At 49.4% G+C, this 18790-nt stretch carries 17 protein-coding genes; 9 read left to right on the top strand and 8 right to left on the bottom strand.

The features are described from left to right. The first annotated feature begins 63 nt into the window (after positions 1-63). The 6 genes from ACOJS8_RS27520 (at position 64) to ACOJS8_RS27495 (ending at position 5462) form a co-directional block, all read left to right on the top strand. Complete coding sequence (locus tag ACOJS8_RS27520; protein ID WP_420151769.1) at positions 64-942, top strand: diacylglycerol/lipid kinase family protein; 879 nt, start codon at positions 64-66, stop codon at positions 940-942. A gap of 102 nt (positions 943-1044) precedes the next feature. Further along, positions 1045-2235 carry an argininosuccinate synthase gene (locus ACOJS8_RS27515; protein ID WP_420151768.1) on the top strand — a complete coding sequence of 397 codons (1191 nt, stop codon included), beginning with the start codon at positions 1045-1047 and terminating at the stop codon, positions 2233-2235. Further along, positions 2232-3446, top strand: a complete 1215-nt coding sequence (locus ACOJS8_RS27510) for a glycosyltransferase family 9 protein (RefSeq protein WP_420151767.1) — start codon at positions 2232-2234, stop codon at positions 3444-3446. Before ACOJS8_RS27515 ends, ACOJS8_RS27510 begins: the two co-directional genes overlap by 4 nt. Next, on the top strand, positions 3443-4444 hold the full coding sequence (gene argC, locus ACOJS8_RS27505; protein WP_420151766.1) for an N-acetyl-gamma-glutamyl-phosphate reductase: 1002 nt from the start codon (positions 3443-3445) through the stop codon (positions 4442-4444). The genes ACOJS8_RS27510 and argC overlap by 4 nt, the downstream gene beginning before the upstream one ends. A gap of 81 nt (positions 4445-4525) precedes the next feature. Further along, on the top strand, positions 4526-5038 hold the full coding sequence (locus tag ACOJS8_RS27500) for a GNAT family N-acetyltransferase (RefSeq protein ID WP_420151765.1): 513 nt from the start codon (positions 4526-4528) through the stop codon (positions 5036-5038). A gap of 166 nt (positions 5039-5204) precedes the next feature. Next, the gene (locus ACOJS8_RS27495; protein WP_420151764.1) at positions 5205-5462 is read left to right on the top strand and encodes a hypothetical protein; all 258 of its coding nucleotides are present in this window, start codon (positions 5205-5207) and stop codon (positions 5460-5462) included. A 124-nt stretch (positions 5463-5586) separates the two neighbouring features. Here the strand turns inward: ACOJS8_RS27495 and ACOJS8_RS27490 are convergent, their stop codons facing one another. Then, positions 5587-5982 carry a response regulator gene (locus ACOJS8_RS27490; protein WP_420151763.1) on the bottom strand — a complete coding sequence of 132 codons (396 nt, stop codon included), beginning with the start codon at positions 5980-5982 and terminating at the stop codon, positions 5587-5589. A gap of 436 nt (positions 5983-6418) precedes the next feature. Here ACOJS8_RS27490 and ACOJS8_RS27485 point away from each other — a divergent pair, with 436 nt between their 5' ends. Continuing rightward, positions 6419-6835 carry a YtxH domain-containing protein gene (locus ACOJS8_RS27485; protein ID WP_420151762.1) on the top strand — a complete coding sequence of 139 codons (417 nt, stop codon included), beginning with the start codon at positions 6419-6421 and terminating at the stop codon, positions 6833-6835. Between the two features lie 208 nt (positions 6836-7043). On the opposite strand, the gene ACOJS8_RS27480 is transcribed toward ACOJS8_RS27485, so the two are convergent. The 3 genes from ACOJS8_RS27480 to ACOJS8_RS27470 all read right to left on the bottom strand — a co-directional run bounded on the left by ACOJS8_RS27480 (position 7044) and on the right by ACOJS8_RS27470 (position 10350). Next, positions 7044-8516, bottom strand: a complete 1473-nt coding sequence (locus ACOJS8_RS27480; protein ID WP_420151761.1) for a gluconokinase — start codon at positions 8514-8516, stop codon at positions 7044-7046. Positions 8517-8587: 71 nt separating this feature from the next. Beyond that, positions 8588-9418 (bottom strand): amidohydrolase family protein, encoded by an 831-nt coding sequence (locus ACOJS8_RS27475; RefSeq protein ID WP_420151760.1) that lies wholly within the window; start codon positions 9416-9418, stop codon positions 8588-8590. Between the two features lie 74 nt (positions 9419-9492). After that, positions 9493-10350: a fumarylacetoacetate hydrolase family protein gene (locus ACOJS8_RS27470; protein ID WP_420151759.1), complete on the bottom strand. Its 858-nt coding sequence runs from the start codon at positions 10348-10350 to the stop codon at positions 9493-9495. A 315-nt stretch (positions 10351-10665) separates the two neighbouring features. On the opposite strand from ACOJS8_RS27470, the gene ACOJS8_RS27465 reads away from it, so the two are divergent. Together ACOJS8_RS27465 and ACOJS8_RS27460 are read left to right on the top strand one after the other, a co-directional pair. After that, positions 10666-13341, top strand: coding sequence for a cellulase family glycosylhydrolase (locus ACOJS8_RS27465; RefSeq protein WP_420151758.1), 2676 nt, complete (start codon positions 10666-10668; stop codon positions 13339-13341). Between the two features lie 138 nt (positions 13342-13479). Next, positions 13480-14052, top strand: coding sequence for a dihydrofolate reductase family protein (locus ACOJS8_RS27460; RefSeq protein WP_420151757.1), 573 nt, complete (start codon positions 13480-13482; stop codon positions 14050-14052). A gap of 53 nt (positions 14053-14105) precedes the next feature. Here ACOJS8_RS27460 and ACOJS8_RS27455 read toward each other — a convergent pair whose 3' ends face one another. The 4 genes from ACOJS8_RS27455 to ACOJS8_RS27440 form a co-directional block, all read right to left on the bottom strand. Beyond that, positions 14106-14570, bottom strand: a complete 465-nt coding sequence (locus tag ACOJS8_RS27455; protein ID WP_420151756.1) for a VOC family protein — start codon at positions 14568-14570, stop codon at positions 14106-14108. A 134-nt stretch (positions 14571-14704) separates the two neighbouring features. Then, the gene (locus tag ACOJS8_RS27450; RefSeq protein ID WP_420151755.1) at positions 14705-15280 is read right to left on the bottom strand and encodes a dihydrofolate reductase family protein; all 576 of its coding nucleotides are present in this window, start codon (positions 15278-15280) and stop codon (positions 14705-14707) included. 161 nt (positions 15281-15441) lie between these two features. Then, a complete protein-coding gene (locus tag ACOJS8_RS27445; RefSeq protein WP_420151754.1) occupies positions 15442-16974 on the bottom strand; it encodes a hypothetical protein in 1533 nt (510 codons plus the stop codon). 11 nt (positions 16975-16985) lie between these two features. Further along, a complete protein-coding gene (locus ACOJS8_RS27440; protein ID WP_420151753.1) occupies positions 16986-18617 on the bottom strand; it encodes a DUF4038 domain-containing protein in 1632 nt (543 codons plus the stop codon). Between the last annotated feature and the right edge of the window lie 173 nt (positions 18618-18790).

Below are 18790 nucleotides of genomic sequence, written 5' to 3'. Positions count from 1 at the left end.
GACGGTTGGTACTACGTCTTTATCGTTATTTTTATCCTTCTACTGTTTATTTTCTTTTCATAAGTGGCTACCCGTTCGGCCGTACTGGCCATTGTCAATCCGCTCTCCGGCACTACGTCTATCCAGCAAAAAAAACTGCTTCAGGACGCCTTCGTGCGTCGGGCCGATGCGCTTGGTTTTGCGCCTGAGGTTATTCAAACCACGCATCCGGGGCATGCCACCGAACTGGCGACCGATGCCGTTGCGCGGGGATTCAATCGTGTATTGGCAATCGGTGGCGATGGCACGATCAATGAAACGGCGCAGGCGCTTCGGCGGTCGGCAACGTCGCTGGGCATTGTTCCGATCGGTTCGGGAAATGGACTGGCGCGGCATCTGGGTATTCCCCTGAATCCGATGCAGGCCATTGAACGAGCCTTGAGCGGGCGTCCGGTGGTGATTGATAGCGCTGAAATAAATGAACACCCGTTTTTCTGCACAGCCGGTATGGGCTTTGAAGCCTACGTAGCACACGAATTTGCGAAACAGCCGGTTCGGGGCTTACCGACTTATGTACGTACTGCTTTTCGGGCGTTCTGGACCTATAAACCTCAGCGATTTCTGCTTGACGGACAGAAGAAAGAGCTGTTCTCGCTGACGTTTGCCAACGCGGGTCAGTTCGGAAATAATGCCTGGATGGCGCCTACCGCCAACATTGCCGACGGCCGACTGGAACAGTGCGAACTACGACCGTTTCCGGCGCAGGCAGCAGGAATGCTGGCATGGCGACTGTTCAACAAAACCCTAAATCAGTCTGCTTACTGGCGAGGCCATTCGATCACTAAAGCGTCGGTGCAGGCGAATGGACCTTTGCTGATTCACGTGGATGGTGAGCCCGTTACGTTATCGACCGACCAGGTTGAGGTACGGATATTGCCGGGAAGTTTACTCGTATTGCTTTAGAAGGTGAAGCAAAATCGGGTATTTTCATAAACAAGCCCGATATTTGCCCCTCCAAAACTAGACTGACCGTCAGACACTACGTTGTCTGGGGTCTTTGATCCGATGTCTCAAAAAGTTGTTCTTGCCTTTAGCGGGGGTCTGGATACCTCCTTCTGCGTTAAATATTTATCTGAAGACCGAGGCATGGATGTGTACTCGGTGCTGGTCGATACGGGTGGCTTCTCCGATGCCGAGCTCAAAGCCATTGAAGAACGGGCCTATTCGCTGGGCGTCAAGTCGCACAAAACAATTTCCAAAACGGACGATTATTACCAGCAATGCCTGAAATTTCTGGTGTTTGGTAACGTATTAAAAAACAATACGTATCCGCTGAGCGTAAGCGCCGAACGCATTTTTCAGGCCATTGCAGCCGCCGAGTACGCCCGGGAAATTGGGGCAGCCGCTATTGCGCACGGCAGCACCGGTGCCGGTAACGACCAGGTTCGGTTCGATATGGCTTTTCGGATCATTGCGCCTGAAGCCGAAATCATTACGCCAATTCGGGATCTGCGCCTATCGCGCGAAGCCGAAATCGAATACCTCAAAGCCAAGGGGGTTGATCAGGAATGGCATAAAGCGGCTTATTCCATCAACAAAGGATTGTGGGGTACATCAGTAGGGGGTAAAGAAACGCTGACTTCCGATCAGTATCTGCCCGAATCGGCCTGGCCGACGCAAATCACAAAATCGGAGCCGGAAACCATTACGTTAACCTTCCAACACGGCGAAATCAAGGGTATCGGAGACGAAAAATTTGCGAATCCGGTAGAGGCTATTCGGAAACTTACCGAACTGGCTGGTCCGTTCGGAATCGGTCGTGACATTCACGTTGGCGATACGATTATCGGCATTAAAGGCCGCGTCGGCTTCGAGGCTCCGGCTCCGCTGATTCTGATTAAAGCGCATCATACGCTCGAAAAACACGTACTGGGCAAATGGCAGTTGTACTGGAAAGAGCAACTGGCCAACTGGTATGGCACCATGCTGCACGAAGGGCAATTTATGGACCCCGTCATGCGCAACATCGAGACGTTTTTGGCTGATACACAGGCGCATGTATCAGGGAAAGTACACGTACTGCTGGCACCGTATCGCTTTCAGGTATTAGGCATTGAGTCGGATCACGATCTGATGTCGTCGAAATTCGGTTCGTATGGTGAAATGAACAATGCCTGGACCGGCGACGACGTGCGGGGCTTCTCGAAAGTAGCTTCCAACCAGGTAATGATTTACGAGAAAATCAATAACCAGTGATCGGCAAATATCGGAAATACTGCGCTCCCCGGCGTATTAGCTATCCATTGCAATTTGTAGACGTAGCAGCCGATGCGTATGCCAATCGCTTCTATAAACGCCGGACGAGGCCGCAAACGGACACGAGCCAGCCTCGCTTTTTACTGATGACGTCAGGGCATTTAGGCGATGCCCTGACGCTGTCGTATTTGTTCCCGCTGATTCGCCGACAATACCCGACCTGCCAGATCGACGTAGTGGCCGGGAGTTGGTGCGATCCGATTTTAGTGCGAAATCCGTACATTCGTCGGCTGATACATTTTAATCATGCCGGTACAAATCGTAGCAAAAAAAGTCGGTTAGCTAAATGGCGCGAGCATTTCCAGATGATGCAAACGGCCATCGATCAGCTGAAAACGGAAACCTATACAGCTTCTGTCGACGTTCGCTTTTCCGATTCGCCGATGCTTTTTTTATTGCCGTTTATTCAGGTCGATAAAACGGTTGGCTTCGGTACTCGGGGGCTGGGCGGTTTGCTGGATAACGAATTATTTTTGCCCGACGAGGAGTTTCATCACCTTGACCTTCTGCTCAACGAACTACGAGCGATTGGGGTCAAAGCCTCCCTGCGAGACGTACAGCCGTATTTTCCAGTTGCGGATACCGCCCGGCAAACATTGCGGCAGAAGCTGCCCATTATTGACGACAAAGCGGCTCCTTTGATCCTGATCTGTCCCGAAAGTGGCGAACCCAAACGGTTTTTGCCCAATACGTTCTGGCGAAAGATGGCTACGGAATTATTGACCAAAACCAATTGTCGCCTGGTAGGCTGCGGGCAGCTGCCACAAACAACGCAGTTGCTGGCGGATATCGTCAGCGATAATCCGGTAGCCGCCGACCGGGTGTTCAGCACCGTAGGCAAACTGACGCTGGATGAACTGGCGGCCCTGTCAGAGCAGGCGTCCGTGGCCGTTACGGTGGAGTCGATGCCTGCGCATTTGTGTTCTATTTTCTGCCCGACACTCTCGTTCTATTCGAATGGAATGGGATTTCAGTTTTTTCCGTTGAGTAGCTATCCGGTTATGATTTTTCATAATCATTCATACAGTAAAGATATGACGCTCGACCGGGCCGATTTTGTCAGTCGATACGTAACTGAATTTGGTGAAGTTGTGCAAAATCAGTCGATTCAGTGGATACAGTCCATTTTAGCGAAAAAAGAGAAGTTATGAGTCAAAAAATAAACGTAGGAATTATTGGCGGGGCTGGCTATACGGGTGGCGAACTGCTGCGTATTCTGCTGAACCATCCCTTTGTGAACGTAGCGTTTACCCATAGTAAAAGTCAGGCCGGAAAACCTGTTTGGCTGACGCACACCGATTTGCTGGGCGATACGGATCTGACCTTTTCGGGAGATGAAATCACTACGTTGCTGGCGCATGAGGATCTGGATGCGGTCTTTCTTTGCTCAGGGCACGGTGCATCCGTTACGTTCATGAGCGAACACGAGGTGTCGGACGATATTACGGTAATTGACCTGAGCGCCGATTTTCGTGACGAGCACGATGATTTCGTCTATGGCCTGCCCGAACTTCAGCGCGACCGGATTCAGGAGACTACCCGCGTTGCCAATCCGGGCTGTTTTGCCACGAGTATTCAACTGGCGCTGCTGCCGCTGGCCAAAGCCGGAAAACTTACCAACGACGTGCAGGTCAGCGCCATTACGGGCAGCACAGGTGCCGGACAGGCGTTAGTGCCGACAACCGGCTTTACCTGGCGAAACAACAACGTATCAATTTACAAAGCGTTCACCCACCAGCATCTGGCCGAAATTCGCCAGAGTATTAATCAGCTTACCCGCATGCACGACGGCACTGATTTTAAGGCGGCTATCAACTTTGTACCGTACCGGGGCGATTTCACGCGCGGCATCATGGCGAATGTATACACGCCTTATTCAGAAACGCTTGAAGAAGCTAAACAACTTTACCGGACGTATTATGAGGGCCATCCGTTTACGCACGTGAGCGATGCTCCCATCGACGTAAAGCAGGTCGTTAATACAAACAAGTGTCTGCTGCATCTGGAAGTGCACGACAGTCAGCTGCTCATCACCAGCGTTATTGATAACCTGACCAAAGGCGCGTCGGGGCAGGCGGTACAGAACCTGAATCTTGTGTTCGGCTTACCGGAAGATACAGGCTTACGTCTGAAATCCGTTGCGTTCTAGAACGTAGCGAGGACTGGAATCAACTTCCCGAAATTCAGAATTTCGGGATTTTTGTTTTAAAACAATTCAAAAGTCGCCATCATGATTTTGCTCGAAACCGACCGATTGCTTATTGACGAATTTTCTGTTGACGATGCGGCTTTTATGCTCGAACTGCTGAATACGTATACCTGGCTACAATTTATCGGAGACCGGGGCGTCAGAACACTTGAAGGAGCTAAACAGTATATCCTGAATGGCCCTCTGAAAAGTTACCAGCAATTTGGGTTTGGGCCGTACCTGGTAAGACTGAAAGTGAATAATGCGCCAATCGGGCTCTGCGGATTGTTCCGCCGGGAAACATTGGAGGATGTTGACATTGGCTTCGCTTTTCTACCCAACTATGCGGGAAACGGATACGGCTACGAGTCGGCAGCGGCAGTGTTGCAGTATGCGATTGACGAGCTGGGGCTGACACGAATCACCGGAATCACGACGGCTAACAACCTGCACTCGATTCGACTTCTCGAAAGACTGGGCCTTCGTTTCGAAAAGAAAATCCTGTTCCGCACCGACGGCGTAGAAAGTCTGGTGTTCGGCCTGACACTGGTATAGGCTGATACGTCTTGACGTATGTTAGCAACTAAAATCGGTGGTGATGCTACCAGGGGCAGGTAACTTTTGCAAGGTAAAAGCGCTTGGACAACAGAGAATTAGCTTTCTTTCAGGAATTTTGACTAACGTATAAACTAACTTATCTGGATACCCAAATTCCCATAATATGAAATCAAAACTAATTTTCGTCGCTGGCTTTGCTGGTTTGTTCTTCGTAGGCTACGCTCTGGTATGGTACGCACTAAATTTGATCAGTGCCTTGAAATTCTACGGCAATTTACCCCAAGCTCTGGGTGATAGTCCGTTTCATATTACCGCACTTACGGACACCTACGAAATGACTACCCGGCTCATCGTAGGTGTTGGTCTGGGTTTGCTCGTCTGGAGTATCAAGAAGAAAGCACAACCACGAGTAGTTGCCTGATTACGCCACTTATACGGCATTTCCCCAGTACTGTGGATAGACGGAGTAGCCATTACGCGGAGAAAAAAGTTTTGTGGTGAATACCCGTAATATCAACTGGTTGCACAAACGAAACCAGGTTGTTTCATCCCTCAAGCAAACCAAGCCGAATTCGATTGGCAATGGCAACCATGCCCTCATAACTGGTGGGTTTGGTGATAAAATCAGTGGCTCCTAATTGATGAGCTCGCTCTTTATCTGCAGCTGCCTGGGAAGTGGTTAGGATAATAACCGGTATGATTTGATAATTGGGAGATTGCTTTAAATGCGCCAGCACTTCAAAACCATTCATCACGGGCATATTTAGATCCAGAAGAATAACAGTGGGTATGATCTGGAGGGAACCCAGCAGTTCGAGAGCCTGCCTGCCCGTAGTCGCTCCGTATACTTGGGTAGAGGAACAATCCGTTTGAAAAGCCTTTTTTATGATGAAATGGTCGTCTTCGTCGTCATCAATAATTAGTACCGTAATGAATTGCATGGGTGTCATGAAACGCAGTTTATCAATAAAATAGCTTTATCGGTAAATATACTCAAAATCCTGAAATAAGGTTTTCGCCACTTTTTACTTTATATACGCTTAACAAGCTCTTCACTGGTAGTTTTTACAAGGATAGTGATAAGAAAGTGTATAGTATACACCTGTAGTAATTACCTACGTAGTAGTTTAATTGATAATGAGAAAACGTCAAATCATGCGTACTCTAAATCCGAGCGAACCTGAGTAAATATATTCTCAATATTGAGTAAAAATACCCACAAACCTTTACTGATTTTACTTAGAAATAAGCGCAGTAAACTATTTATTTATAGTTACTTACTGGTTGTACAGTTGCAATGGCACAGTTTTTAACTAGAACAAGAAAAACCTCTTTGCAAATAAGTTAAGTTTAATCGCTACTAATCACTACTTGCCTATGTTCTTTCAACAACGCCAGCCTTACAAAGGCTTTACTACCGATCAGCCTTATCTAGCGGGCTTGCTGACCGGTCTACTAGCCGGTTTGACAGTCGGTTTTCTGTTTGCTCCCCGGTCCGGTAAAGATCTGCGCAAACAAATTGCCGGCACTGTAAACGACCACACTAAAGACGTTCAACAACAATGGGATAAAACCAAAGAGCAGGCTAAGCAGACAATTGCTACGATCAAAACCAACGTGGGAAAGGCGTCTGACAAAGCCGAGGACGAGTTTGGCCGCTACGTCGAGAAAGCTAAACAGGATGCCCGGAAAGCAGAAAAAGAGGCAGACGAAGCTCTAAAAGAAGCTGGCCATCTGGCCGAGGAGACCAGATCGGCTATCGATAAATTCAAAGACACTGGCAAACTCGGTTAACAAGCCTCTAATGTTGATTTGTGTTTCTGGCTGACTCGATATGCAAAGCCGTCCAGAGAGTAACTCCGTTCTTAGGAGGCTGCATTAGGTAACTGATCTGATTATGATTGCATAACATGAGTAATGAACTGAATACAATCCGGTTTATTACTCATGTCAACAGAAGAATTCTCACAGAACATTTCCGGAAGAAGCGCAGGACAACTAGTCAGAGATTTTTTATCTTTTTCAAATCGTCTTCCCACTGCGTAAACGCCTTCCGATAGGACTTGTTTCGTTCTACGTCCGGCTGGAACGTATCGCCGAACGCTACGCGCTCAGCGGCTTCGTCCAGCGTTTTTACGTCACCAATGGCTTTGAGCGTCAGTAACATGGCCCCCATTGAACCGCTTTCATTGCTTTCGTTCAAACGTACCGGAATACCAGCCATATCCGCCAGCATCTGCACCCATAGCGTCGATTGCGCAAAGCCGCCATTGGCGTGAATTACCCGCGCGGAATCGGTCTGACGTGTTAATAGTTCGTTGATACTAAGCAAATTAAAGAGGACGCCTTCCAGCGAAGCGCGCGCAAAATGCGCCTGGGTATGTTGCCAGTCTACGTGCAGATAAGCTCCGCGAACGGAAGCATCCCACAAAGGAGCCCGTTCGCCCTGAAGGTAAGGGAGAAACACCAGACCATCTGACCCCGGCGGAATTGTGCCGGCTTCTTTCAGCACCGTTTTCGTGGACTGTTGCGTCAGTTTCTCAGTTACCCATTCCAGTACGTTGCCGCCGTTGTTGGTAGGGCCGCCCACTACGTAGTATCCTTCGTCCAGATAGTAGCAGAACAACCGGCCTTCTTCGTCACGTAGTGGTTTCCGAACGGTCTGGCGGATGGCTCCGCTGGTACCGATGGTCAACGTAGCCGTACGGGGTTTGATCGCTCCCGCGCCCAGATTGGCCAGGCAGCCATCCGATGCACCAATCACCAAAGAAACATCCTTATCCAGCCCTATTTTTTTTGTTTCGGGGGTGGGCTGATAAGCGCGTTGATACGTAGTTGGAACAGGCACCGACAATTGATCGGACCGTACGCCAGCGTATTCCATGGCTTTCTCGCTCCATTCGCGTTTACTTTCGTTGAACAGGCCCGTTGCGGTGGCAATGGAAAAATCAACTTCAAATTCGCCAGTGAGCTTATGCCACAAAAACTCTTTGATGGAGCCAAAATGGGCTGTCCGACGTAACAGGCGAGGGTCGTTTTCGCGCATCCACGCCAGCTTACACAGCGGAATCATTGGATGAAGGGGCGTACCGGTTTCTTTGTAAATGGCTTTTCCTAAATCGGCCTGTGTGGTTCGAAGCGCCGTAGCTTCGGCTTCGGCCCGGTTGTCAGACCAGAGAATAGCATTGCCCATTGGCGAGCCCGTAACATCCATTGGCAACAGACTGTGCATAGCTGTACAGAAAGCCACATGCGTAATGGTGTATTTCTTTTTCTTCGCTTCACGACAGACTTCACTCATGACCTGTTCAAAGGCCGTCCATATTTCGGATGGGTCCTGTTCGGCGTAGCCAGGTTCAGGGTTCAGGGTCGTAACGGGAGCCGATGCATGAGCTACAATCTTGCTCAGATCCAGCGGCATTGCCAGCGCTTTCACGTTGGTCGTACCGACATCAACGCCAACGATACAATTCATAGTGGTAGGATTGAAAAGTTATGCCACAGTGCTACATGGAAATTCTTTGTGTTGCGCTGGGCATCTTTGTGTCATAGCCCTAGCTTGTAAAACAACGTAGCATTGGCGCCGAACACTTTTTCGCGGACGTCATCGCCCCACGGCGCTACGTATTCTTCAATCAATGTTTTGACCTGGGTATAATTTGCCGCAACCAGACACACAGGCCAGTCCGAACCAAACATCAATCGATCAGGGCCAAACTGTTCAAACACTACGTCCAGATATGGAAAAAAATCGCGTTTGCTCCAGTTTTGCCAGTCGGCTTCCGTAACCATACCCGATAGTTTGCACGAAACGTTCGGGTGTTTGGCCAGCTGAGTCATAAAGTTCGACCAGCGCGTAATTTCCTGCTTTTTGATGTAGGGCTTGGCCAGATGGTCGATCACAAAGTTGACTTCGGGAACGGCGCGTACCAGATGAAGCGCGGCTTTAAGCTGACTGGGATAGATCAGGATATCGTACGTTGAGCCAAACGCAGCCAGCTGACGAATCCCTTCAACAACGGCCGGACGCGCCAGAAAATCGTCAGGCTCAGCCTGTGCTACGTGCCGGTAGCCTTTAATTTCGGGATAGAAGGATAAGGCTTCCAGCCGCTGTGCCAACTGATCCGATTGTAAATCAACCCAGCCAACAACTCCTTTTACGATGTCGTAATTCTGAGCCATGTTGACCAGAAACATCGTTTCGTCTTCCGACTGAGAGGCCTGTACAGCTACGCAGCCATCGATGCCATTGGCAGCCAGAACCGGTTCCAGGTCGGCGGGTAAAAAATCGCGCTGGATAATGGCCATATCGTCCGTAATCCATGAATCACGTACCGGATCGAAATGCCAGAAATGCTGGTGAGCGTCGATGAACATAAAGAAAGGGGAACGGAAAAAGGAGAAGGCAGAAAGGAGTTTGTTACTACCTTCTGCCTTCTCCTTTTTCCATTCTATTCGTTAAAAGAAATTGCTGTCTGTTTTTGCTGACCAAGGCCTTCGATGCCTAATTCCACTACGTCGCCGGGTTTAAGGAAACGCTGGGGTTTCAGTCCCATGCCAACGCCTGCCGGTGTGCCGGTCGAAATGACGTCGCCGGGGAGCAGGGTCATAAACTGGCTGATGTAACTGACCAGCGTTGGTACGTTGAAAATCATATCGTCGGTATTGGAGTTCTGGAGTTCTTCGCCGTTGAGCTTGAGCCACAGATTCAGCCCATTCGGATTAGGCACCTCGTCTTTTGTGACCAGATACGGGCCGAGTGGCGCATACGTATCGGCGCTTTTTCCTTTCACCCATTGACCACCCCGCTCAAGTTGCCAGGCCCGTTCGCTGTAATCGTTATGAACGGCGTATCCGGCAATGTAATCCGTAGCCTTATCCAGTTCAACGTAGCTGGCCCGCTTGCCAATAATGATGGCGAGTTCGACCTCCCAGTCCGTTTTTTCGGAACGTTTTGGAATCACTACGTTGTCGTTCGGGCCCACGAGCGCTGTGGTGGATTTGAAAAATAAAATCGGTTCGGCAGGAGAAGCAGCTCCGGTTTCGGCCGCGTGTTTGGCGTAGTTAAGACCAACGCACACAATTTTTGACGGACGTTTAACGCAGGAGCCGAAGCGTTGATCTGAGGAAACTTCGGGGCAGGTGTGGGCGTGCGACGTTAGCCAGTGGGCCAGTCGTTCGGGGCCGTTGCTGGCAAAAAACGATTCGTCGTAGTCTTCGCCAAAGTGCGTTACGTCAATGTGCTGGCCGGTAGCTAAAACAACACCGGGATGTTCGTGGTCGGGCTGACCGAAGCGAAAAAGTTTCATGTAAGAAAGGTATACGTTGACTCGAAAAGCAGATTATGACGCAAGTTTAATCATTAATCCCGCTCGAGTAAACGGAATACAGCCATAAACCCCAAAACTCATCAGCGATCCCGGATAAGCCCCTTAATCCCCTGAGGGAGAATTTGCTTGTTGACGAAATAAGTCTTCTTCAGAGGATATAGCGGTTCAATCTTGTTGTTCAGGCGTATACACACAAACAAAATTTATTTATTGAAATACAAATCCGACTACTTATAGTTTATATTGATATTGATTTAGTGCTATGTATTTCTATCACCGACAACTTTTTCGCATATGATAGCCAGAACTTTACTTTTACTTGGATTGCTGATTACCAGTCTGTTCGTAGGAGCACAGACACCTACTCCGCTGTCAGCTAACGGGCGACTTAAGGTGGTTAATCGCCAGCTTACAAATGAAACGGGAAAAGCCATTCAGTTGCGTGGGATGAGTACACACGGACTTCAGTGGTTCGATAACTGCTATACCCAGGCGTCGGTACAGGTGCTTGCCACGAACTGGGGAACGGATATTCTCCGGGCCGCCATGTACGTAGATGAAGGGGGCTACCTTACTAATCAGGCTGGATTGCGAGCGAAAATCAATCAGATTGTTGACTGGACCGCTCAGGCTGGAATATACTGCATCATCGACTGGCACGTACTAAATCCGGGCAATCCGAACGAACGATTGTCGTACGCTATTGATTTTTTTCGGACAATGGCGCAGACCCATGCCGGTAAAAAGAATGTCATTTACGAAATCTGCAACGAACCCAATGGGGTTACCTGGGCTCAGATAAAAAGCTATGCGGATCAGGTGATTCCGGTTATCCGTCAGTACGACCCCGAAGCAATTATTCTGGTTGGCACTCCGCAATGGTGCCAGCGACCGCAGGACGTACTGAGCGATCCACTCTCCGGGGCGAATGCGTACAACATTATGTACACATTTCACTTCTACGCGGCTTCTCACTTTTTTCAGGGCGATGTTAATTCCGTGGTTAATTCGTTGCCGCTTTTCTGCAGCGAGTGGGGAACGTCAACGTTTTCGGGTGATGGCAATCTCGATTTCAACAACGGACAGGCCTGGCTGGATTTGATGGCGGGTAGCAATCCGGCAGGGCAGAAAATAAGCTGGTGTAACTGGACTTTCTCCGATGCAGGTCAATCGTCGGCAGCGCTCAATCCGGGGTCCTGCGGTGCACAGCAATGGAACAATACCAGTGCATCGGGGACGTGGGTAAAGAATCGTATCCTCAATCCAGCCGATGATTTTGGTCCATCGACGCCCTCGGTCGCTATCGTTAGCCCAACGAATAATACAACGATCAGTATTGGTACGAATCTGGCTATCAATGCCAGCGTTTATAATGCCACGGCTACGGCGGTTGAGTTCTACAACGGTGCTACGTTACTGGGAACCGACGCTACATCGCCTTATTCGTGGACAATCGCCACTATTCAGCAGGGAACGTATTCGCTCACGGCAAAGGCACTCGTTAGTAGCGGTAATTTGACATCGCCGGTCGTTCAGGTTACGGCCGCCCCCGCGCCCAATCAGCCACCAAGCGTAAGCCTGACGTCACCCACCAACAACGCGGCTTTTCCAACATCCGCAACTATCACGGTTGCCGCCAACGCGAATGATACTGATGGAAGCATTGCGAGAGTAGAATTCTACAACGGAACGACTAAGCTGGGGGAAGACGCTACGTTACCTTACACATTCATCTGGACAGGCATGGCTGCGGGTACGTATACGCTCACGGCGAAAGCCATTGATAACCAGAATGCTACGTCTACTTCGACAGCCAGTGCAGTGATTGTTTATAATCCGGGATCGCCCGATCCGACGGCGGATATTCTTGGTCCGGACTGCGCTTTTCAGAACGCGGTTCAGGTATTCGAAGTAAATGCGGGCAAATCGCTAAACGCAACTAATTACTCGTGGTGGTTTACGGGTTCATCGAAAAGTATTACGACGCTTCAGCCCGGTAAAGTGAGTATTGATTTCGGTTCAAACTTTACAGGTGGTCAGCTGTGCGTAGGTATTAATTATTCGGCCTCGCCCTGGTATGCTCAGTATTGTAAGAACGTAGCGGTTTGTTCGGGTAATCCGCCAACCAACCCGGCCAATCAGGCACCAATTGTATCGCTGACATCGCCAGTTACGAACGCTACGTTTACGGCTCCCGCAACAGTTGCCTTAACCGCTTCGGCTAGTGATAGTGATGGTAACGTAACGAAAGTTGAGTTTTATAATGGATCAGCGAAAATCGGCGAAAGCACCGGCTCTCCGTACCAGTTCAGTTGGAATAGCGTAAGTGCCGGTACGTATACGCTCACGGCGAAAGCCATTGATGACCAGAATGCTACGTCTACGTCGGCTGCCGTGACAATTACGGTTAAAACAGCCACAACACCGCCGACTAACCCAACCGCTGATATTATTGGCCCTGATTGCGCTGCGAAAAATGCTGTTCATGTTTTTGAGCTAAATGCGGGCAAATTAGCGAATGCGACCAGTTTCTCCTGGTGGTTTACGGGCTCATCGCAAAGCATCACACCCACACAACCGGGTAAGGCTACCTACAATTTTGGACCCTGGTTTACGGGTGGTCAGGTGTGCGTAGGCGTCAACTATTCGGCGGCTCCGTGGTACGCTCAGTATTGCAAAAACATAACCGTATGTGCACCGGCTGCCCGCGTTGGAATCGCCGACATCGCCGACAACCTTGTATTCCCTAACCCAACCACCGACCGATTTTCGTTTGTCGCAGAACGGGATATTCAGTCAATGAACGTAGCAGATGACATGGGTCGGGAACGGATAAAATTAGGCGCAGCCAAGGCCGGGCAAACCATTACGTTTGGTGAGCAGCTTTCAGCTGGAACGTACCTGTTGCAAATACACTATCAGGACCAGCAACGAAGAGTAATTAAACTATTGAAAGTGAATCGTCAGTAAGCCAGGCGGATTTGGCTACATTCAGAAAAATGGGTCATACCCTCAATGTAGGTTATGGCCCATTTTTTTGTCACAGTCCAGTTTTGAAAAACGGCTTGGGAAAATACCTTTGCTGTTCAGGCTGTCTACGTACTAATCATGAGAAAATTAAAACTACAGGTACAGATTTCATTGGATGGATTTATCGCTGGTCCTACTAGCGAAATGGACTGGCTAGTCTGGAATTGGGACGAAGCGCTTATGCAGTATGTCGATTCTATAACCGAGCCTGTTGGAACCATTTTGCTGGGTCGTAAACTGGCTGAAGGGTTTATCGATGCCTGGCGTTCCAGAGCTGAAAATCCTGAAACGGCGGAACCGGGTGCCAACAAAATGAACGATACCCCCAAGATTGTCTTTTCCAATAATCTGGAAAGTCTGGAAGGAAAAAACTGGGCCAATACAACGCTCAACAAAGGCAATCTGGTTGATGAGGTTACGAGCCTGAAAAAGCAGGAAGGGGGCGATTTGATTGCGTACGGAGGAGCCGAATTTGTCTCATCGCTCATCAAAAACAACCTGATCGACGATTATTATCTTTTCGTCAATCCAGTGGCTCTGGGAAAAGGCTTGCCCATTTTCGGTGATGTAGAAACCTACCTTGCTCTTAAACTGGTCGAAGCGAAACCATTTGCCTGCGGAATCACAGTGCTACATTATCAGCCAGCTTAATGCTAACCGTCCCGGCCGACCATTATTTCACCCGGCCGGGACAGTCGCCATTACTAGGCTGCTGCTTCTAACGTAGCGATATCCAGCTTGCTCATCTTCATCATGGCCTGCATAACCCGCGTTACTTTTTCGGGGTCTTTGTCGGCCAACAGCCGGTCCATTACTGCTGGAACGATTTGCCAGGATACACCGAATTTATCTTTCAACCAGCCGCAGGGTCCTTTTTCTCCGCCTTCCGAAAGTTTTTCCCAATACGTATCGACTTCTTCCTGCGTTTCGCAGTTGACATAAAGCGAAATTCCCTCGGCAAACGCAAAACTCGAGCCACCGTTCAAGGCTATAAACTCCTGTCCATCAAGCTGAAACGTAACTGTCATGACGCTTCCCGCCGGTACGGGTGTGCCTTCCCCATAATGCGTGATACGTTCAATCGTCGAGTTTTTGAAAATCGAAGTGTACCATTCTGCCGCTTCTTCAGCCTGATTGTTAAATGTTAGAAACGTTGTGATCTTCTGCATGTTGTTTACTGTTATTAGTTAATAATCAGGTAAATATAGCAGAGCTTGGTTGCGTAAATGGTGGGTAAAAACGACAAAAGAGGGGCGTATTACGACAAGATAGTGATGCCTCGTTAAGGAACAACGTAGCGTTTTTATTCAGCTTCGATCCTCTGATACGTTAAACTAATAACCCCGTTTTTATGTACCTTACTATTAACTAAATTCAGATTTAACGTCGAGATATCCTCCGAAAATAATTTGTCGCCCTGACCAACAATGACCGGATGAATCACGATACGCAATTCGTCGAATAGAGCATTCTCCAAAAATAACTGCCAGGTTTTCAGACCACTTTCAACTGAGATCGTTTTGCCATCGCTCTGTCTGAGTTTTTCTATTTCCTGCGGAAACGATGCCCAGTCGGTAATGGTCAACTGTTCTGAATTCTTCCAGGTCAGCTCAACCGGCGACTGTGAGATGACGATTTTCCGGATGTCGTTTATTTTTTTGGCAAACGAACGTTCTAGGGCTGAGTCGGATGACTGCTCTGCCTGTTGCCAATACTCTGCCAGAAAAGGGTACGTTTTGCTGCCTACCAAAATCGCACCTGACTGGTCGTACGCTTCCAGAGACTCTTCTAAAATCTCATCGCTGAATGACATCCATTTGTCCGGGTCCGATATCACTCCATCGAGCGACATGTTCAGATACAGGCTTATCTTTCTCATTTACAGTTTAATAAGCGTTGATGTTAACTGGTTTCTCTGACAAAAATGGTAAAATAACTGTAGCCAAACGTTGCTGAAACCGCCAATCTAGCGGGGCAATTGCGACAATCTAAGCTGGTTGTGAGAGCAATACGTAGTGAAACGATGGCTTCGGCAAAGTTCTACGTTCCATATTCTTTCAGAACCCTAAACACCGGATACGTAGTATTGCCACTAACCAATCCCGCCGGGCCGTGCGACTGGTAGTACGTAATGGATTCGACACCGGCGTTGGCTAAAGCGTTCAGACTCTGGCGTGTCCATTCAGCACCAAATTCGGTGGTTTGGCGGGAATCAGCGGGCATAGTCAAACGTTCGGTAGCGGTTCCGTCAATCGTCGTAAAGCGGGGACGTAGCGTGACGGGCGAAATATGGATCGGTTTGTTTTTGCTGAATTGTCTGGCCGTCCGGACAGTCTCGGGCTGTCCGGCAATGTTCTCCTGCAAGGTTAGGTCATCGAACGCGTGAACCTGCGGATTTATGGAGTACGTAACAAAATCAACCTGTTCAAAATCAAACGGATTTCGGTTAAGTTCAGCAAAATTGTCGTCGGTGCCGCCCCCGATCAGTACGTCGGGCCAGGTGCTACGTAGCACCGGCACAAGCGCCCGCAAGAGCGTATTGGAGGTTGTTAAAGTCGCTACGTTAAAGAGCAGAATGGAATGTAACGTAGCGGATTGAGGCTGCAAAAACTCCTGTAATTCCGTTAGCTCCCGTACCGGATCGTTCCCAAAAAACACAGCCAGTTCGAGTGGAATGTCCAGTTGTTGGGCGTCCGCAATCGCATTGTTCAATAACGTTTGCCAGTTCGGAAGACTAAAAAATACATCGGCGTGCAGGTGCGACAGCTTCAGTTGACGTAGTAAAACGGCCTCTTCTTCCGTTAACGGTGGACCACCCGCCCATTGCCCAACGCCGATACGTGGACGCGTCGGTTTGCCGGATTCAATATCCTGTTCGTTGGTTTCCTGCCGGGCTCCGACATCGGATAATGCCTGGCTGGCTTTACGAAAAATTACCTGTTGATGAATTTCATCGCCAGCCGTGACGGTCGCCGGTTTGGGCAAGCGTAGCGGAGTTGAATAGGTTTTAAACGATGCGTCGGTCCAGTTGCGCTGATCTTCCGTTTCAAAAATATCGCCCGAAAAATCGAGTTGCCACGTAGCGCCGGACGTCGGTTGCCAGCGTAGCGTCTGAATCTCCAGAAACGGCTGATGGGGACTGATTAACGTTGGAAAATGCGCGTTCGTAATGGTCTGGTCCGGTGAAATAAGTTGAGTCGGTTGCCCCAACACGCCATCGATAGGATGGAGCACGCAAATGCCAATCCGGTTTTTCTGGAACGTATTGTGGGCTTTGCCGTAAAACTCGAACGTAACGGTTCCGGATTCATCGCCCTGAATCGTTACGCTTCCGGCTATCTGAATCCCTAAATCATCCGTCTGCCAATTGTATTGAATCTGAAAGGAATTGTCGTGCTGAATAACCCTTTCATCAGAAATTATGAAGTTGGCGGTGAGCCAGTTATGATCCCGTATCGCGAAATAAACCATACGGACGATCTCCGTATTGCCGACAGACACATACCGAAGAAAACCGTTTTCGTAACGAACCTGCACCGGACCGGCCTGCAAAAAATAAGGGGATTGATTCACAGTAGTATCAATTATTTCAACGTCAGAACAAGAATTTTATCGTCAGTTCCCTGTGCTTTGGCCGTAATTGTTCCGGCCTGATTGATTAACGTAGCAGCCGACGTTTGGTTAGTAACCGGATTGAACCATTGCCCCTGATACGTCAGATTGAGTGGATTGTACAGCTTTACGGTTGACTCAGTCGGTACGTAGGCCATGACGGTTTTATGATCGTCGGAACGGACCACCGATACGTAGTGATTAGGGGCGGCTGTGGTTGCCGGTTGTTCAGCCAACAGGTCCTGCGCCGGTTTTAACTGCCACCAATTGTACCGGGTCATAAACGCATTCATATACCCGATTTGAATGCTGCCGGGCAGCTTGATGCACTCGTCCCAGGTCGGTAAGCCTTCCGATTTTCCGTGGTTCAGTACCGCTTCGCCGGGACGTAGCCAGGGCCAGATACCACCGGCTCCGTACGTAATTCCTGAAACCGGCGTGGAGAATAGGCTCCAGTAGCTGGCGTTGCGTACATCGTTGGCCAGCAAGTTCGGGCTGATACGTTCGTAAACTGGTTCCATGTTAATGAGCACTTTGGGTGGCAACTGGCCCCACTCGCGCGCGACGGGCCCACTCGTTGTCCAGCGAACCGTACTCGGGCTGCTGTTATGCCCCGTCTGATACCCAACAATATCCAGCCAATCTTCCTGGGCGTATTCTTTCCCGATCCACGACTGCCCACCCGGATGGAGCGCGACGACACCCGGGTGCTCACGACCAAAAACGGCGCGACCGATGTTTTTCCAGCGCTGTTCGTACTCCTGAATGTATTTGCCGTCGCCCCCCAAAATCCAGATAACCTGATTGCCGCCGTACCGGGCCACCATGTAGCGCGCCAGTAGAGCCGCTTCGCCATCGGGCAGGTAGTAACCCGGACTCAGTTCGCGACCCTCCGCAACCGGAAGCGCCCAGAGCAAGACGGGAGCTGCGACGAGGCCGTGTTGATTGATTTCGTCTATTTTCTTGTCCAGGTGTTTGAAGTAAGCCGGATTGATTTTGATACGTCCGCTGCCTTCAAACGCGACCTGACCTTCGCTGTTCGCAGCGCAGCCCCGCCATTGCGTAGCCGCAAACTGAATGACGTTGTAATGGTTTTTTACCCGATCCTGCAAATACGTACTCCATTCGGCATCGGTAGATTTGAGCGTACCGTTCCAGGCGGTACAGGCCGTGAAAAAGAACGGGCTTCCGTCGGCATGGCTGAGGTGATACGTCCCTTTCGGATGAATGATGCTGCCCTTCGTGTAAATCGCCAGCGATGATTTGGAGGTTGTGCAACTGAACTGCCCTGTTACGTTATGCAAGCCCCGATTCAACGTATCGGAGCAAACCGAACGATACGTCCAGTTGCCAGTTTCGTCAGGCGCAAACCGAACTTTCCAGCCATTGCCGCCATCCCAGAACCCGCTTACGGTTGTTTTCTTCCCCGACGGTGCGGTGAACTGGATATCGAAGGTTTTGACATCGTAGAGTGGATTTTCATACGATTTCGAGCTTTCGAACGCTTTCTCGTATTTCATCCATCGACCGGTCTGCGCGAAGCTGGTGAGTTGGGAAAAGAAGCTTAAAAGAAAGGCGAGTGAAAGGAGGGAGGGTCGTATCATGTAGAAAAGGTTAATGCTGAGGCTGTTTAAACATTCTGTTTTCGACTCGACATAGTCGTTTTTTTTTTTATTAAGAACCTAGGGCGGCAATAACAAAAAAAGAAAATTATTTTATATAAATTTATTAATTAAAAAAAACTAGCATTTTTTGCGATGGTTTTGTAAAATTTTGG

Source organism: Spirosoma sp., assembly GCF_048594605.1.
Lineage (GTDB): Bacteria > Bacteroidota > Bacteroidia > Cytophagales > Spirosomataceae > Spirosoma.
The sequence above is the reverse complement of the archived record's forward strand: the minus strand, read 5'-3'. Positions and strand labels throughout refer to the sequence as shown.

Excerpts from the sequence above, each read along its gene's own strand:
- ACOJS8_RS27455 (WP_420151756.1), bottom strand. The coding sequence starts at position 14,570 with ATGCAGAAGATCACAACGTTTCTAACATTTAACAATCAGGCTGAAGAA.
- ACOJS8_RS27485 (WP_420151762.1), top strand. The coding sequence starts at position 6,419 with ATGTTCTTTCAACAACGCCAGCCTTACAAAGGCTTTACTACCGATCAG.
- ACOJS8_RS27480 (WP_420151761.1), bottom strand. The coding sequence starts at position 8,516 with ATGAATTGTATCGTTGGCGTTGATGTCGGTACGACCAACGTGAAAGCG.
- ACOJS8_RS27475 (WP_420151760.1), bottom strand. The coding sequence starts at position 9,418 with ATGTTCATCGACGCTCACCAGCATTTCTGGCATTTCGATCCGGTACGT.
- ACOJS8_RS27460 (WP_420151757.1), top strand. The coding sequence starts at position 13,480 with ATGAGAAAATTAAAACTACAGGTACAGATTTCATTGGATGGATTTATC.
- argC (WP_420151766.1), top strand. The coding sequence starts at position 3,443 with ATGAGTCAAAAAATAAACGTAGGAATTATTGGCGGGGCTGGCTATACG.
- ACOJS8_RS27470 (WP_420151759.1), bottom strand. The coding sequence starts at position 10,350 with ATGAAACTTTTTCGCTTCGGTCAGCCCGACCACGAACATCCCGGTGTT.
- ACOJS8_RS27500 (WP_420151765.1), top strand. The coding sequence starts at position 4,526 with ATGATTTTGCTCGAAACCGACCGATTGCTTATTGACGAATTTTCTGTT.
- ACOJS8_RS27495 (WP_420151764.1), top strand. The coding sequence starts at position 5,205 with ATGAAATCAAAACTAATTTTCGTCGCTGGCTTTGCTGGTTTGTTCTTC.
- ACOJS8_RS27465 (WP_420151758.1), top strand. The coding sequence starts at position 10,666 with ATGATAGCCAGAACTTTACTTTTACTTGGATTGCTGATTACCAGTCTG.
- ACOJS8_RS27440 (WP_420151753.1), bottom strand. The coding sequence starts at position 18,617 with ATGATACGACCCTCCCTCCTTTCACTCGCCTTTCTTTTAAGCTTCTTT.
- ACOJS8_RS27490 (WP_420151763.1), bottom strand. The coding sequence starts at position 5,982 with ATGCAATTCATTACGGTACTAATTATTGATGACGACGAAGACGACCAT.
- ACOJS8_RS27515 (WP_420151768.1), top strand. The coding sequence starts at position 1,045 with ATGTCTCAAAAAGTTGTTCTTGCCTTTAGCGGGGGTCTGGATACCTCC.
- ACOJS8_RS27450 (WP_420151755.1), bottom strand. The coding sequence starts at position 15,280 with ATGAGAAAGATAAGCCTGTATCTGAACATGTCGCTCGATGGAGTGATA.